The 15,311-nt window shown below is 65.4% G+C and carries 12 protein-coding genes; all 12 read right to left on the bottom strand.

Features of this window, described 5'->3' with window-relative positions; genetic code table 11:
• Positions 1-221: 221 nt before the first annotated feature.
• Positions 222-2,849, bottom strand: coding sequence for a methyl-accepting chemotaxis protein (locus tag ABB27_RS10665; RefSeq protein WP_057628685.1), 2,628 nt, complete (start codon positions 2,847-2,849; stop codon positions 222-224).
• 124 nt (positions 2,850-2,973) lie between these two features.
• Entirely contained in the window at positions 2,974-5,223 is a 2,250-nt protein-coding gene (locus ABB27_RS10660; protein WP_057628684.1) for a methyl-accepting chemotaxis protein, read from the bottom strand.
• A gap of 298 nt (positions 5,224-5,521) precedes the next feature.
• The gene (locus tag ABB27_RS10655) at positions 5,522-7,483 is read right to left on the bottom strand and encodes a chemotaxis protein CheA (RefSeq protein WP_057628683.1); all 1,962 of its coding nucleotides are present in this window, start codon (positions 7,481-7,483) and stop codon (positions 5,522-5,524) included.
• A 36-nt stretch (positions 7,484-7,519) separates the two neighbouring features.
• The gene (locus ABB27_RS10650) at positions 7,520-7,885 is read right to left on the bottom strand and encodes a response regulator (RefSeq protein ID WP_057628682.1); all 366 of its coding nucleotides are present in this window, start codon (positions 7,883-7,885) and stop codon (positions 7,520-7,522) included.
• Entirely contained in the window at positions 7,882-8,190 is a 309-nt protein-coding gene (locus ABB27_RS10645; RefSeq protein ID WP_057628681.1) for an STAS domain-containing protein, read from the bottom strand. The genes ABB27_RS10650 and ABB27_RS10645 overlap by 4 nt, the downstream gene beginning before the upstream one ends.
• Positions 8,191-8,585: 395 nt before the next feature.
• On the bottom strand, positions 8,586-9,560 hold the full coding sequence (locus ABB27_RS10640) for a chemotaxis protein CheW (RefSeq protein WP_057628680.1): 975 nt from the start codon (positions 9,558-9,560) through the stop codon (positions 8,586-8,588).
• On the bottom strand, positions 9,557-10,339 hold the full coding sequence (locus ABB27_RS10635) for a ParA family protein (RefSeq protein WP_057628679.1): 783 nt from the start codon (positions 10,337-10,339) through the stop codon (positions 9,557-9,559). Before ABB27_RS10635 ends, ABB27_RS10640 begins: the two co-directional genes overlap by 4 nt.
• Complete coding sequence (motD, locus tag ABB27_RS10630; protein WP_057628678.1) at positions 10,339-11,286, bottom strand: flagellar motor protein MotD; 948 nt, start codon at positions 11,284-11,286, stop codon at positions 10,339-10,341. The genes ABB27_RS10635 and motD overlap by 1 nt, the downstream gene beginning before the upstream one ends.
• Before the next feature lie 3 nt (positions 11,287-11,289).
• On the bottom strand, positions 11,290-12,030 hold the full coding sequence (locus tag ABB27_RS10625) for a flagellar motor protein (RefSeq protein ID WP_057628677.1): 741 nt from the start codon (positions 12,028-12,030) through the stop codon (positions 11,290-11,292).
• Positions 12,031-12,420: 390 nt separating this feature from the next.
• On the bottom strand, positions 12,421-14,289 hold the full coding sequence (locus tag ABB27_RS10620; protein ID WP_057628676.1) for a chemotaxis protein CheA: 1,869 nt from the start codon (positions 14,287-14,289) through the stop codon (positions 12,421-12,423).
• Between the two features lie 3 nt (positions 14,290-14,292).
• Positions 14,293-14,913, bottom strand: a complete 621-nt coding sequence (locus ABB27_RS10615; protein WP_057628675.1) for a protein phosphatase CheZ — start codon at positions 14,911-14,913, stop codon at positions 14,293-14,295.
• On the bottom strand, positions 14,913-15,305 hold the full coding sequence (cheY, locus tag ABB27_RS10610) for a chemotaxis response regulator CheY (protein ID WP_057628674.1): 393 nt from the start codon (positions 15,303-15,305) through the stop codon (positions 14,913-14,915). Before cheY ends, ABB27_RS10615 begins: the two co-directional genes overlap by 1 nt.
• Positions 15,306-15,311 lie beyond the last annotated feature (6 nt).

Here is a 15,311-nt window from a genome sequence, read left to right as displayed (position 1 = left end):
CACCTTGCTTAGCGGTTAAAAATTATTTAGGCACTGCGCCGACGGGTGCCAACGCTTGGAAAGTGCGCCGTTGCTGCATTTCAGAAAATTTCATGTGCTCTCTTACGATTCCGTCCCATCGCCGGTGGCCGGTCTGATTGCATACCCGCGGGCAGCGCTGAACAAAAAAGCCCCCGGCAGAAGCTGCCGGGGGCTGGCTGGGGTGCTGCGGGTTTCAGCAATCAGAACTGCTTCCAATCCCCGTCACCATACTGGCGTGCGGCCTGTGCGCTGGTGGCAACCGGGCGCAGGCGCGCTTGCGCCCGTTGCGTGTTTGCAGCCAGGGCAATCGCCGCAGTCGCGCCGGCCTTGGGCTTGCTGTCTGCGGTGCGGAACACGGCCACCGCCTCGGTCAGCTGGTTGGCCTGGTCTTCCATCGAGCGTGCGGCGGCGGTGGCTTCCTCCACCAGCGCGGCGTTCTGCTGGGTGGTTTCATCCATCTGCATGACGGTCTGGTTGACCTGGTCGATTCCGGCGCTCTGTTCCTGCGAGGCGGCCGAGATCTCGGCCATGATGTCGGTCACGCGCTGCACCGAGGTGACGATCTCGCCCATGGTGGTGCCGGCCTGCTGCACCAGCGCCGAGCCTTCGCCGACCTTGCTGACCGAGTCGTCGATCAGGCCCTTGATCTCCTTGGCGGCGGCCGCCGAGCGCTGGGCCAGGGTGCGCACTTCCGAGGCGACCACGGCAAAGCCACGGCCTTGTTCGCCTGCACGGGCGGCTTCGACCGCGGCGTTGAGCGCCAGGATATTGGTCTGGAAGGCGATGCCGTCGATGACGCTGATGATGTCGGCGATCTTCTTCGACGAGGCTTCGATTGCGCTCATCGTGGTGACCACCTGGCCCACCACGTTGCCGCCCTGGCTGGCGACGCCATGCGCGCCGATGGCGAGCTGGTTGGCCTGGCGGGCATGTTCGGCGTTCTGGCGCACGGTGGAGGTCAGTTCCTCCATCGAGGCGGCGGTTTCTTCCAGGTTGGCGGCCTGCTGTTCGGTACGGCGCGACAGGTCACTGTTGCCGGTGGCGATTTCGCTGGCGGCCAGGTTGATGCTGCTGGCGGCGTGCTGGATGCGACCGATGATGTCGGTCAGCTGGCCGACGGTGGCATTGGCATCGTCGCGCATATTGGCGAACACGCCGTGGAAGTCACCCTGCATCTTCGCGGTCAGGTCGCCGCGAGCGATGGCCTGCAGCAGCTGGGACAGCTCGGACAGGTTGCCGTCGGTGGTTTCCATCAGCTGGTTAAGGCTGCTGACCATGTCGCGGAAATCATGCTGGTAGGCATCGGCATCGCCGCGCACCGAGAAGTCACCCTGGGCTGCTGCACCGGCCAGGCGCTTGATCTCGTTGTTGATCGCCGACAGGCTGGCCTTGACCGCATCCACAGTCTCGGTGATGACGGCTTTTTCGCCGGGCAGGTGCTCGATGTCGACCGACAGGTCGCCATTGGCATAGCGCTTGATGATTTCCAGCGCAGACAGCAGCATCTGGATGTGCGAGGCGACCAGTCCGTTGCTTTCCTTGACCATCACCCCGTAGTCGCCGGGGAAGGCGGTCTCGTCCATGCGGTAGCTGATGCTGCCGGCATCGTGCTGATGGGCCATCTCGCGCTGCGCGCCGATCACTGCCTGAAGGCGGTTCTGCATGCGCTGCATCGAGCTGAGCAGGGTGCCCAGTTCATCATCGCGCTGCGCGCTGATGGTGTTGTCCAGCTTGCCGACGGCGATGTTGTCGGAAATCTTCACCGCCTCGTTCAAGGGCGTGAACACGAACCTGCGCAGCAGCAGATACAGCGCACCACACAGCAGCAGCGCCGCAAGCACGCCGACAATGATGATGGTCCACAGCAGGGCGCGTGCCTGCTGCATCAGCAGGGCGCGCGGAACCACCACGCCGAAGGCGAAGCTCTGCTCGGCGTTGCCGATCTTCAGCGGCACATAGGTTTCAACCATCTCCTGGTCGAGCTGGGCGTCATGGTGCTGCTCGAAAGTGATCTGGCCCTTGCTGGTGGCCGCCAGCATCGCCCGCGTAGCGGCATCATCGGCCTTGCTGCCAACCTTGGCCGGATCACGGTCGGCGATTATGGTGCCGGCCGGCGACAGCAAGCGTACATAGCCCTGCTGCATCGGGTGCATCTTTGACAGGCGTTCCTGCAGCGACTGCAGCGCGAAATCCACGGTCGCCACACCCAGGAACTGATCGTCCTGCAGGATCGGCGTGGCCAAGGTGGTCATCAGGATCTTCTTGCCGCCAATGTCGTAGCTGTAAGGTTCCAGCACGGACGGTTTCTTGGACGCGCGCGGCTGCAGGTACCAGTCGCCGTCGCCGGGTACATCGTAGCCGCGCAGGGCTTCCTGTACCGGCGCGCCATCCTGCCAGGCCCAGTAGCTCATGAAGCGACCGCTGGCGTCATGGCCTTCGGTATCGACATGGCTGGCGTCGTCACCATCGAATGCGTCCGGCTCCCACAAGGTGCCCACGCCTACCCATTGCGGGTTGTTCAAGGCCTGGGCCTGCAGCACGGCGGCGGCACTCTGACGACTGAACCCACCTTGCTGGCGCAGGGTCAGGAAGCTGCGTGACAGGTTGGCGTTGGATTCAAAACCCCGCCCCAGCTCGGCGGAAATGCGCTGTGCTTCCAGCTGGGCGATGTTTTCCAGACTCACCCGCGATGCAGCCAGCAGCGCGTCGCTGCTGCGCAGATAGATGATCCAGGCGGTGAGGCCGAATGCGAAGGTGGCGACCAATGCCGTTCCCAGCATCAATCGCATTGCAATACTGCGGGTGAGGAAACCTGTGGGCAAAGACATGGGCTGTTACTGGCCTGCGATGTGTATGGGAAGGTTCAGTACATCGGTTTCTGCGGGTGCTGCTGAAGCAGCTGTCGCACAAACAAGCACGGTGCTTCCCCTGCCGGGGAAGCACCGTCAGTGATCAGAATTCCTGCCAATCACTGTCGTTGTCGATACGCACGGCGGTGTTGCCGCGCTGTACCGGGGCGGCCGCGCGCAGACGCTGCACCGGCGCCGATACTGCGGCAGGTGCGGGCTTGCGCTGCAGCGGCTGCGCCACCACAGCTTGCACGTTGGCGGTACGGAATACCGCCACGGCCTCGGCCAGCTGGTTGGCCTGGTCTTCCATCGAGCGTGCGGCGGCGGTGGCTTCTTCCACCAGCGCGGCGTTCTGCTGGGTGGTTTCGTCCATCTGCATGACGGTCTGGTTGACCTGATCGATGCCGGCGCTCTGTTCCTGCGAGGCGGCCGAGATCTCGGCCATGATGTCGGTCACGCGCTGCACGGAGGTGACGATCTCGCCCATGGTGGTGCCGGCCTGCTGCACCAGTGCCGAGCCTTCGCCGACCTTGCCGACCGAGTCATCGATCAGACCCTTGATCTCTTTGGCGGCGGCCGCGGAGCGCTGGGCCAGGGTGCGCACTTCCGAGGCGACCACGGCAAAGCCACGGCCTTGCTCGCCGGCACGGGCGGCTTCCACCGCGGCGTTGAGCGCCAGGATATTGGTCTGGAAGGCGATGCCGTCGATGACGCTGATGATGTCGGCGATCTTCTTCGACGAGGCTTCGATCGCACTCATGGTGGTGACCACCTGGCCGACCACGTTGCCACCCTGGCTGGCGACGCCATGCGCGCCGATGGCGAGCTGGTTGGCCTGGCGGGCATGCTCGGCGTTCTGGCGCACGGTGGAGGTCAGTTCCTCCATCGAGGCGGCGGTTTCTTCCAAGTTGGCGGCCTGCTGTTCGGTACGTCGCGACAGGTCACTGTTGCCGGTGGCGATTTCGCTGGCGGCCAGGTTGATGCTGCTGGCGGCGTGCTGGATGCGACCGATGATGTCGGTCAGCTGGCCGACGGTGGCATTGGCATCGTCGCGCATATTGGCGAACACGCCGTGGAAGTCACCCTGCATCTTCGCGGTCAGGTCGCCGCGGGCGATGGCCTGCAGCAGCTTGGACAGCTCGGACAGGTTGCCGTCGGTGGTTTCCATCAGCTGGTTGAGGCTGCTGACCATGTCGCGGAAATCATGCTGGTAGGCATCGGCATCGCCGCGCACGGAGAAATCGCCCTGTGCAGCGGCGCTGGCCAGGTGCTTGATCTCGTTGTTGATCGCCGACAGGCTGGCCTTGACCGCATCTACGGTCTCGGTGATGACGGCCTTTTCACCGGGCAGGCGTTCGATGTCGACCGACAGGTCGCCATTGGCATAGCGCTTGATGATCTCCAGCGCGGACAACAGCATCTGGATATGCGAGGCCACCAGCCCGTTGCTTTCCTTGACCATCACCCCGTAGTCGCCGGGGAATGCGGTCTCGTCCATGCGGTAGCTGATCATGCCGGCATCGTGCTGATGGGCCATCTCGCGCTGCGCGCCGATCACTGCCTGCAGCTGTGCCTGCATACGCTGCATGGACTGCAGCAGCATGCCTACTTCGTCGCGACGCGAGGTGTCGATGCGGCGGTCGAGCTTGCCGGCGGAGACATCGTCGGCCACGCGGACTGCATCAGCCAATGGCACCATGATCGCGCGGATGATGGCCCAACCCAAGGCGGCCGCCAGCACCAGGGCCAGCACCAGGCCGGCCACGATGGCCAGCAACGAGCGCTGGTGGGCGCTGCGTGATTCGGCGGTCTGTTTGGTCAGCTGGGTCTGGTTGTACTGCGACAGCTGCTTGAGCTGGTCGAACAGGCTGCGACGCAGCTTGCGCGATTCATCGCTGGAAATGCTGCTGGCGGTAACGAAGTCGTCCGCGGCAATAGCGGCAGCGATGCGGTCGTGGGCCTCGAAATATGCGGCACGCAGCTCCTTCATTTTTTCGTACATCGCCAGTTCGTCGGCGCTGTAGGCGGCTTCGATATCGTCATAGGATTTTTCCGCTGCTTCAATCAGCTTGCGGGTATCGGCCAGGCGCTTGTCGTAGTCGGCCAGCTGGGTCGGGTTGCCCTGGTAGGTCAGCTGGGCCTGCTCGAAGGTGCGGTACTCGCCGAGCTGAGCGCGCATCTCGCCAAGCTGCTGCACAGCCGGCATCCAGTTGTCATTGACCTGCTGTATCTGGGTGTCCGCCACGTTCATGCGCCACAGCGCGAACAGCGCCAGCAGCAGGGTGAGCAGACTGGTGCTGCAGAACGCAAGCACCAGCTTTCTCGTGATCGACAGGTTCTGGAACCACTTCATTGCAGACATCTCCGTAGGCAGGCATGGGGGCGACCCGCAGGTCCAGCGCCCCTGGGGAATGTCGTAAGGAGTGGTGCAGGCCGCGCGGAGGCCCTGGTCGAAGGACAAACCAAATTGCATTGCGATGCGGTATCGGCAGATCTGCGGGCTTCTTGAAGCAGCTGGGCTTGACACGTTCATCTGCAGTTGCCAGCGATCTACGCGTCGCCGCAGGCAAGTGCTGGCGATGGCCCAGCGGCCACACGAACGCCGCCCGCCCGGTGTGGGCGCGCGGCGTCAGTAGCGTGTTACGCGGGGCTCAGGCGGCTTGCTGGGTGCGCAGGGAGCGCACCAGTCCGCCGATATCAACGATCAGCGCAACCCGGCCATCACCGAGGATGGTGGCGCCGGAAACGCCGCTGATGCGCCGGTAATTGTTCTCGATGTTCTTGACCACGACCTGTTGCTGGCCGATCAGCTCGTCTACTTCCAGTGCGATCTTCTGGCCGTCACCTTCCACCACGACCACCAGCGGCTCGGCCTGCGGATCGTGCGGATAGCCGTAGTACTGGCCCAGCGACAGGATCGGCAGGTATTCGCCGCGCACCCGCAATACACGGCCTTCGCCGGCCATGCTGCGGATGTCATCCGGCTGCGGCTGCAGTGCTTCGAGCACATAGGCCAGCGGCAGGATCAGGGTTTCGCCAGCGACCGAGACGGTCATGCCATCAAGGATGGCCAGGGTCAGCGGCAAACGGATCAGCACGCGGGTGCCGGCACCGGTGCGGCTTTCCAGCTGCACCTCGCCACCCAGGGCCTGGATGTTGCGGCGGACCACGTCCATGCCCACACCACGACCGGACAGATCGGTGACGGCATCGGCAGTGGAGAAGCCCGGCTGGAAAATCAGGTCCCAGACCTGCGCGTCGGTGGGGTTGTCCGGCACGCTCAAACCGCGTTCCAAGGCCTTGGACAGAATCTTGTCGCGGTTCAAGCCACGGCCGTCGTCGCTGACTTCAATGACGATATGCCCGCCCTGGTGCGAAGCGGCCAGGGTGATGGTGCCGGTTTCGTCCTTGCCGGCATCGCGACGCACATCCGGCATTTCCAGACCGTGGTCGATGGAGTTGCGGACCAGATGCACCAGTGGATCGGCAATCTTCTCGATCAGGCCCTTGTCCAGCTCGGTGCCTTCGCCGATGGTGCGCAGGCGCACCTGCTTGCCCAGGCGGCCGGACAGGTCGCGGACCAGGCGCGGGAAGCGGCGGAACACCGCATCCACCGGCAGCATGCGCACGCCGATGACGGCTTCCTGCAGGTCGCGGGTATTGCGTTCAAGCAGGTCCAGGCCGGCAAACAGCTGCTCGGCGTGGACGGGATCCAGTCCGCCGGAAACCTGCTTGAGCATGGCCTGGGTGATGACCAACTCGCCGACCAGGTTGATCAGTGCATCGACCTTGTCGACGCTGACCCGGATCGAACTTTCCGCTTCATGCTGCTGCGCGCTGGCCGGCGCCTTGGCGGCGGTCTCGATGCTGGCAGCAGGCGCGGCCACGGGGGCCTCGACGGCGAGGCTCGGCGGCGCGGCCGGACGTATGTCCAGCTCGCAGTCGTCCACCACCCAGGCGAAGGTGTCTTCGATACGGCTGCGCGGTACCTTGCCGACCAGGCCCAGATCCCAGGCCAGATAGGCTTCCAGCGGATCGAGCTGGTCGAAGCTGGGCAGGCGCGCCATGCGCGGTTCGACGTGCAGCGAACCCAGGGTTTCCAGCTCGCGGATGATGCGCAGCGGGTCGTTGCCACTCATGAACAATGACGGTGCCGGCGCAAACCCGATCTGCCAGGCGTCCGGTGTTTCTTCCTGCTTGGCTGCAGCGGCCGCCGCCGGGGCTTCGCCCGACAGCACCGCCTGCAGGCGATCGGTTACCGCCTTGACCGCAGCCGGGTCGGCGGCTTGGCCATGCTCGACTTCACGCAGCAAGGCGCGCAGCACATCCACCGAGCCCAGCATGGCATCGACGGCATTGCCTTCCAGTGCGCGTTTGCCGGCGCGCAGCTCATCAAGCAGCGTTTCCAGTACGTGGGTAAGTGCGGCGATGGCATCAAAGCCAAAGGTGCCGGCACCGCCCTTGATGGAGTGCGCGGCGCGGAACACCGAGTTGATGACTTCCGGGTCGTGCTGGCCGTCTTCCAGTGCCAGCAGGCCGGCCTCCATTGCATCCAGCCCTTCGCGGCTTTCTTCGAAGAAGGTGGCGTGGAAACGCTGCAGGTCCATGCTCATTGGCGCGGTATCCGATCGGTAGGGCAGGTGGGCTGATCAGCCCAGGACTTTCTGTACGGTGGCAATCAGCTGTTCGGGATTGAACGGCTTGACCAGCCAACCGGTAGCACCGGCGGCCTTGCCTTCGGATTTCTTGTCGGCGGCCGACTCGGTGGTCAGCATCAGCATCGGCGTGAACTTGTAGTCCGGCAGCTGGCGCAGCTCGCGGATCAGCGAGATGCCGTCCATGTTGGGCATGTTGACGTCGGTGACCACGGCGTTGAAACGCTGGCCTTTGGCGCGGCCCAGGGCGACGGCGCCGTCCTCAGCTTCTTCAACCGAAAAGCCGGCTGAGGTGAGGGCGAAAGAGACCATCTGGCGCATTGACGCCGAGTCGTCCACCACCAAGATTCGTGCGCTCATGCAGCGTTCTCCACAGATTTCGTTGTGTCAGGGGTTGCTTCCAGACCCAGGGTCCGGAGGACACCGAGCAGGCGCGCGGCGTCACGGAAGGTATCGGTAGCGTTGTCAAAGACGGTGCCATGGCCGGCCTGCTGGCGCGCCAGCACAAAGGCGCACAGCACCTGCATCGCGGCGGTGTGCACACGGCCTACCTGGCCGGCATCCACGCGCAGCTCACCGGCCTGCGGCAGGTGGGTTGCCAGTTGTTGCTTCAACTCGCTGGTGGACTCGATGCCGAGATCCTGCGCCAGGGCCACAGTGCTCATCGTTGCTCCGAACAAACGTTACTGGGAGAGATAGCGGCGATCCGCCAGCGATCTTTAGGGCTGCGATGCGCTGCAGCAGATAGTGTTAACCGGCGCACGGTTTTGGGCTTTACCCCCTCCCTTTCGCGCAGCGAAGGGGAGGGTTGGGGAGGGGTAGCTCTTGATTGGGTAGAGCCGAGCCATGCTCGGCTGGGGCCTTACCGGTAAAGCCTCTGCCGAGCATGGCTCGGCACTACCTTTGCCTGCTCCCCTTTGCTGCGCGAGAGGGAGGAGGCATGGAGCAGCAGCAACAGCAACGGCACCCCTCCTCAATCCTCCCCTTTGCTTCGCAAAAGGGAGGAGGCTTGGAGCAACAGCCCGCCCAAGCTGCATTGGGCAATCAGGCGAAGCGGCACTCAGCGCAGCAGGCGGCCGGCGTCGAGCAGGATCATGGGCTGCTGGCCGACGCGGGCGATGCCGCGGAACAGTTCGTTGGAAATCTGGCAGATGCGCGCGGTGTCCGGTGGCTCGATCTGCGAGTCGTTGAGGTTGGCCACGTCTTCCACCGCTGATACGCGCAGGCCCAGGGTCTCGCCGTTTTCTTCCAGTACGACAATCCGGGTCTGCGCGTCTTCCGCTGCGCTCTCCACCTCCAGGTGACGGCACAGGTCCATCACCGGGACCACCTGGCCACGCAGGTTCATGATGCCCAGCATCGCCGGGCCGGTGCCGCGCAATGCCAACAAGGGCACCGGCAACACCACCTCCTGCACCTTCAACAACTCCAGCGCATAGGTCTGCTGGCCGCAGCGCAGGCGCAGCCAGCGCGAACTGCGCTCGGCGGCGCGGCGGTGCTGCGGGCTGTTGGCCGGGCGCTGTGCCTGGGCCTGCAGTTCCTGCCAGGTGCTGGGGCGTGCGTCTGCGACCGGCGCGTCCAAGGCGCGTACGTTGGGCGTACTGCGTGGCTGCGCAGGTGGGGGCGCTGGCAGGCCGGCCGCGGTCGCGAAGGCGGCCTGCAGACAGGCGCTGTCGCTGTGAGCGAGCTTGCGGCTTTCAGCGGGGCCGGTTTCGTAGATCACTTCGTCCGGCAGATCGTCCCAGGTGGGCGGGCGGCCAGCGTTGGCGGCGCTGGTTGCAGCCATGGCATCGTCAAATGCGGCCTGCAGGGCAGCGCTGTCAGCAGGCACGCTGGGTGGCGATGGCGTGGCTTCGCTGGCCTTGGATTGCGCTTGCGCCAGTGCGGCCTCAAACACCGCTTCCAACTCGGCGCTGTCGCCGGGGGCTTCAAATGCTGGCGGTTTCGCCGCCACCACGGGCGCGACCGCAGCCGGTTCGGGCACCGCTTCCAGCAGCAGTTCGCCCAGATAGTCGTCCAGTACGTCGTTGCTCATGCGGCGCGCTCCAGCTGCGCGGCCTCGCTGAGCAGCAGCCATTCCAGCGCGTGGCGGTAGGCGGCCATGCCGCGCCCGGGGTAATCATCACCTAGCAGCGGCACGGTCAATGCGGCCGGGTTGCAGATGCGGGTGTCGATTGGAATCGCATCTTCCCAGACGCGCTCGCCGTGGCGTTCCTGCATCAGCTTGAGGGTTTCGTTGCCGGCGCGGGTGCGGCGGTCGAACAGGGTCGGCAGTACCGAGATCGGCAGGGCGCGCTTGCGCGAGCGCTCCACCATCTCGCCGGTGCGGACCATGCCGTCCAGGCCATGCAGGGCCAGTGGCTCGGCCTGGGTGGGAATGATCAGACGGTCGGCCGCTGCCAATGCATTGATCATCAGCAGGCCCAGCGTCGGCGCGCAGTCGAGCAGGATGTAGTCGTGTTGTTCGCCGTGGCGGGCCAGCGCCTGCTGCAGCGCCAGGCCCAGACCTGGCTGGTTGGCGCTGCGCCGTTCCAGCGTGGCCAGCGAGGCCTGCGCGCAGAGATAGTCCAGGCCGGGGATGTCACTGTGGCGGGCCAGCGCGGCGATTTCGTGCGGTGGCGCGGCGAACAGCTCCTGCACGCCTTCCGGCACCGGCTCGACAGGCACGCCGAAGGCGCGGGTCAAGGAGGAATGGGGGTCCAGGTCGATCAGCAGCACCTTGTGGCCGCGCGCGGCCAGGCCGCGTCCCAGCGACAGGGTAGTGGTGGTTTTGCCGACGCCGCCTTTTTGGTTGGCAATGGCCCAGATGCGCATCAGTGGACTCCTTCGATGACCGCCGGTACCGCGCTGCGGATGGCCGATGCGGCGGCAGCGCCGCCACCGTCGTCATCGCTGCTGGTACTGGCTGTGGTGTTGCCGGCTGCAGGCAGATCGGCTGCTGCTGCCGAATCGGCGAGGATGATCACCATCACCCGCCGGTTGCGGTTGCGCCCTTCGGGCGCATCGTTGCTTTCGCGTGGGCGGAACTGGCCGTAGCCAACCATGGCCAGCCGTTGCGGCTGTACGCCATGGTCGGCGAACAGGTGCACCACGCTGGCCGCACGCGCCGCCGACAATTCCCAGTTGGACGGGAACTGCGCAGTCGCGATCGGCAGGTTGTCGGTATGGCCTTCGACGCGGACGCCGTTGGGGGCATCGAGCAGCACATCGGCCAATGTGCCCAGGGTGTCGCGGGCGCTGACATCCAGTGCTGCCGAGCCGGTGCCGAACAGGATGTCGCTGTTGATCTCGACCTCGATCCACAGCTCGGTGCGGCGCACGGTGATCACGCCCTGCTTGACCAGCGGTGCCAGCGACCTGCTGAGCCGATCGGCGATCTGGTTGAGCTGGCGCTCGGCGCGCTGCAGCTGTTCCTGGTTGTGCGCCGAAACCGGCATGCGCATATGCGAGGCCATCGACGGCAGCTGGGTGGGGTCGGCCAATGCGCCGCCGGTCATGCTGGGCGCGCTTATCACCGAGGGCGAATCGAAGCCGCCACCCTGCACTTGTTTATTGCCGACCTGGACCTGACTGATGGTACGCGGGGCGCCACCGAAGGCGGTGGTCAGGGCATCGGCCATGACCCGGTACTTGCCCTCGTTCAAGGAGGAGATCGCGTACATCACGACGAAGAACGCGAGCAGCAGCGTCATCAGGTCGGCATAGGGGATGGCCCATGCTTCGTGGTTGGCGTGCTCTTCGTGGTGCTTGCGACGGGCCATGGTTCAGTTCACGAAGCCGGCCAGGCTGTTCTCGATATTGCGCGGGTTTTCGCCCTGGGCAATGGCGATCAGGCCTTCGATGATCATTTCGCGCTCGCGGCAGCTGCTGGCGATCACGCCCTTGAGCTTGGCCGAGACCGGCAGAAACAGCAGGTTGGCCGAGGCAATGCCGTAGATGGTGGCGGTGAACGCGGCAGCGATGCCGTGGCCGAGCTTGCTCGGATCGGCCAGGTTCTTCATCACTGCGATCAGCCCGAGCACGGCGCCGATGATGCCCAGGGTAGGGGCGTAGATGCCCATGCCCTCGAACACCTTGGTGGCGGCCAGATCCTGCTGCTCCTGGCTGCCCAGTTCGATTTCCAGCATGTGACGGATGGTGTCCGGCTCAACGCCGTCAACCACCAGCTGCAGGCCTTTGCGGATGAACGGGTCGTCCTGCATCTCGACCTGCGGCTCCAGCCCGAGCAGGCCCTGGCGGCGCGCGATATTGCTCCAGTCCACGATCTGCTGGACCAGCGCGCGGCGGTCGCTGGCCGGCGGCCGGATCACCCAGCGCACGATCTTGAAGGCGTGTTTGAACACTGCCGGCGAGGTGTGCAGCAGGATGGCGGCCAAGGTGCCGACGATGACGATCACGAACGCAGCCGGTGACCACAGCGAGGACAGGCCCGCGCCTTTGAGGATGCTGCCACCCACCAGCGAGGCGAGGGCGAGGAAAAGTCCAATGATGCTGAGTCGGTCCATGGTGCGTATATCGGCCTGGTTGGAGCGGTCTTGAATCGGGGGCTTTGCTAGCCCCTCTCCCGCTTGCGGGAGAGGGGTTGGGGCGAGGGCGCTGTTGGAGCAGTCTTGAATCGGCAGGGCTTTTGCTTAAGCCCCTCTCCCGCGTGCGGGAGAGGGGTTGGGGTGAGGGCAGCTTCAAGCTTTAGAAGCCAAAAGCGCCCCTCACCCGCCCCGTCTTCGCGGGGCGCCCTCTCCCGCAGGCGGGAGAGGGGACTAGCGGGATCGCGAACGGTGCCGGTTAGAGGCTAAACGCGCCCCTCACCCGCCCCGTCTTCGTGGGGCGCCCTCTCCCGCAAGCGGGAGAGGGGACTAGCGGGATCGCGAACGGTGCGGCTGCAATCACGAGATCACTCACCCTTGCCCTCCGCGCAGCCCATCCACATCCAGAATCAAGGCCATCCGCCCGTCGCCGATCAGGGTGGCGCCGGCATAGCCATTGAGTCCGCGCAGTGCGCGCGGCAGCGGCTTGATCACCACTTCCTCGCGGCCACGTACCTGGTCCACCACCAGGCCGAAACGGGCTTCGCCCATCTGCAGCACGACGATGGTCAGCAGCGTTGATGGCGCCGGGGTGACCCCCAGCCACTGGCGCAGATCCAGCAGGGCCAGGGTGTGGGATTTGCGGTCCAACACGGCGCGGCCGTCGAACCAGCCCAGCGAGGTGGCCGGTGCATGCAGCACTTCCATTACTCGCGCCAATGGCAGCGCGTAGACATCGTCACCGGCCTGCACCAGCAGGGTCGGCAGGATCGCCAGGGTCAGCGGCACGCGGATCAGGAAACGGCTGCCGCGGCCCAGTTCGGATTGGATCTGGATCTGGCCACTGAGCTCGCGGATGCGTGACTGCACCACGTCCATGCCGACGCCCCGGCCGGAGATGTCGGTGACTTCCTGCTTGGTCGAGAAACCGGGGAGGAACACCAGGTGCAGACACTCTTCGCTGGTCAGGCGGGCGGCCGCTTCGGGATCGATCAGGCCCTTGTCGCGGGCCTTGGCGCGCAGCCGTTCCGGATCGATGCCGGCGCCGTCGTCCTGTACTTCGATGCTGACGTAGTCGCCTTCCTGCTGTGCCGACAGGCGCACCCGGCCCATCCGTGCCTTGCCCTGTGCTTCGCGCAGCTCGGGCGATTCCACGCCATGGTCGATGGCGTTGCGCACTAGGTGCACCAGCGGGTCGGCCAGCGCTTCGACCAGGTTGCGGTCCAGTTCGGTATCGGCGCCGATCAATTCCAGATCGACCTCTTTTTGCAGCGAACGGGCCACATCGCGGGCGACCTTGGGGAAGCGCGAGAACACCTTGCCCACCGGCTGCATGCGGGTACGCATGACCGCCGATTGCAGGCGTGCGGTGGCGATATCCAGGGTGGACACGGCGCGGTCCAGTTCCTCGTCCTTGAGGCGGGTACGCAGGGTCTTGAGCCGATTGCGCGCCAGCACCAGTTCGCCAATCAGGTTGACGATGGCGTCCAGGCGTTTGGTGTCAACGCGAACGGTGTGCTCGGGCTCGGCGGCTTTGGCGGCGGCCGGCTTGGCGGCCGCTGCAGCAGGGCGGGCCGGGACAGCAGCGCGCGGTGGTGCCGCTGTCGGCGCCGGTGCCGGTGTTGCGACAGGAGCGGCCTGCAACGCGACGGCGCCAGGGGCGGCACCGCCGTGAAGCTTGTCGAGCAGGGCTTCAAATTCATCCTCGTCGATCAGCCCGTCGTCGGCCTTGGCCGTGATGGGCTGGGCACCGGGGGTACCGCTGCCATGCAGCTCATTGAGCAGGGCTTCGAATTCGTCTTCGCTGATCAGTTCGCTGTCGCTGGCTGCGGCGGCCACCGGGGCGGCTACCACCACAGGGGCGGTGCCGACGTCGAACTGGGCAATCAGCGCGGCCGGTGCATGCTCAGGATCGGTGCCGGAGGACACCGCGTCGAGCATGGCCTGCAGCCAGTCCAGCGATTGCTGGGCGGCATCGAAATGATGCGCCAGCAGTTCAGCCTTGCCGGCACGCGCCATGCCCAGGGTTTCCTCGGCGGCGTGGCACAGCTCAACCATGGGATGGATCGCCAGAAAACCGGCGCCACCCTTGAGCGTATGGAAGCCGCGAAACACGGCGTTGAGCTGCTCGCTATCGTGCGGCGCCTGTTCCAGCGTCACCAGCTGCTCGCCGAGGCGATCCAGGATCTCCTGCGCTTCGAGGATGAAGTCGGCGGCGATGTCGTCGGCAAAAGCACTCATGGCTTACAGCCCCAGGTCCGAGAGCAGGTCGTCGGCATCCACCTGCGAGACGGCATGGCGGTCCAGGCCGTTGACGGCCGGGCCGGCCAAGCCCTGGTTGCGCGCGTCTTCTTCCGGGGGCGGCAGGCCGAGCGCGCCAAAGCCTTCATGCACGCGGCGGACGATGCCGACCACGCGACGGATGATCTGCCCGGTCAGGTCCTGGTAGCTCTGGGTCAGTGCTACCTCGGTGAGGTTGTGGCGGATGCGTTCGAGGATTTCGCCCTGATCGGCATTGAGTCCGTCGGCGCGCAGGCGTTCGGTCAGCGCGCGGCATTCCTCGGCCAGGTCCAGGGTGCGGTGGGTGGCCTGCTCGGTCATTTCCACCACGTGGTCCAGGCGCGCGCAGGCGTCGTCCAGCTCGCCGGCTTCGCTGGGCACGCTGGGCAGCTCGCCCAGTGCCTGGCCCAACTCGCGCGCAAGCCGGCCCAGGCCGGACATCATCGGCTGGGTGCGCAAGGCCGCCAGCGCATCGATTTCCCGGCGCCAGCCGGCTTCGTCGCCACTTTCCAGGGCAGCCAAGGCGTCCTGCAGGCGTTGCACCAGGGCCGATTTGTCGTTCAGGGCTTCCCCGAGGCCGTCCATCAGGCGCTCGCTGCCAGGCGTTCGAAGATCTTGCCGAGCTTCTCTTCCAGCGTCTGCGCGGTGAACGGCTTGATGATGTAGCCGTTCACGCCGCTCTGCGCGGCCTCGATGATCTGCTCGCGCTTGGCTTCAGCGGTGACCATCAGTACCGGCAGGGTCTTGAGCTTGGCGTCGTTGCGGATCGCCTTGAGCAGCTCGATACCGGTCATCACCGGCATGTTCCAGTCGGTGACCACGAAATCGAAGGACTGGCTCTGCAGCAGTGACAGCGCGGCATGCCCGTCCTCGGCTTCGGCGGTATTGGTGAAGCCCAGATCGCCGAGCAGGTTCTTGACGATGCGGCGCATCGTCGAGAAGTCGTCAACGATCAGGATGCGCATGTTCTTGTTCAAAAGACT

The sequence above is a fragment of the Stenotrophomonas terrae genome, assembly GCF_001431465.1.
Lineage (GTDB): Bacteria > Pseudomonadota > Gammaproteobacteria > Xanthomonadales > Xanthomonadaceae > Stenotrophomonas > Stenotrophomonas terrae.
The sequence above is the reverse complement of the archived record's forward strand: the minus strand, read 5'-3'. Positions and strand labels throughout refer to the sequence as shown.